Source organism: Moraxella sp., from assembly GCF_024227015.1.
Classification (GTDB): Bacteria; Pseudomonadota; Gammaproteobacteria; order Pseudomonadales; family Moraxellaceae; genus Moraxella.
Genome location: NZ_JAAELD010000358.1, coordinates 1 through 521 on the forward strand (window position 1 = coordinate 1; position 521 = coordinate 521).

1 protein-coding gene is annotated in these 521 nt (G+C 45.5%); it reads left to right on the forward strand.

Translation table 11 applies throughout. The features are described 5' to 3' along the window. Nucleotides 1-220 (forward strand): tRNA lysidine(34) synthetase TilS (gene tilS, locus GY683_RS08020; RefSeq protein ID WP_297288234.1); only part of this gene is annotated, 220 nt, incomplete at its 5' end. Between the last annotated feature and the right edge of the window lie 301 nt (nt 221-521).

The following is a 521-nucleotide window of genomic DNA, read 5'->3' on the forward strand; positions in this document are numbered from 1 at the left end:
AATCAAAAAGCTGTTCATCGATCGCAAGATCAACCGGGCACAGCGCAGGCGCATTCCACTGCTGACAGACGGCAACCATATTTTATGGGTCGTGGGGGTACGCAGAAGCGGCCGGGCGATTATTTCAGACAATACCAGGCAAGTGCTTAAGGTGGAGGTGTGCAAGATAGGCGCTGAAGTAGAATATCAGAACGATCATGATCCTTTGCTTAAAGCTTAACACTCGCCGGCTCTTGTTTGGCCAACACTTCAAACTGCTAGCCAACTCATCTAAGTACAACCTAGGCGCCACAAATGTTTCAAATCCAATTGCCCGCTGCAAACTCAGGATAATTTCTTGCGAAAACCCCTAAAGGGCATTATGGTATACATCGCTGAGGCTTTAATGGATGAAATTTTAAGGAGGTATCTTCTTTGAACCCTTTTTACAAAAATTTAGCTCTATGGTGCGTGATCACATTGATGATGATCATGCTCTACAAAATGTTCAACGCCCAACATTTGGCCGAAAACACACCGGG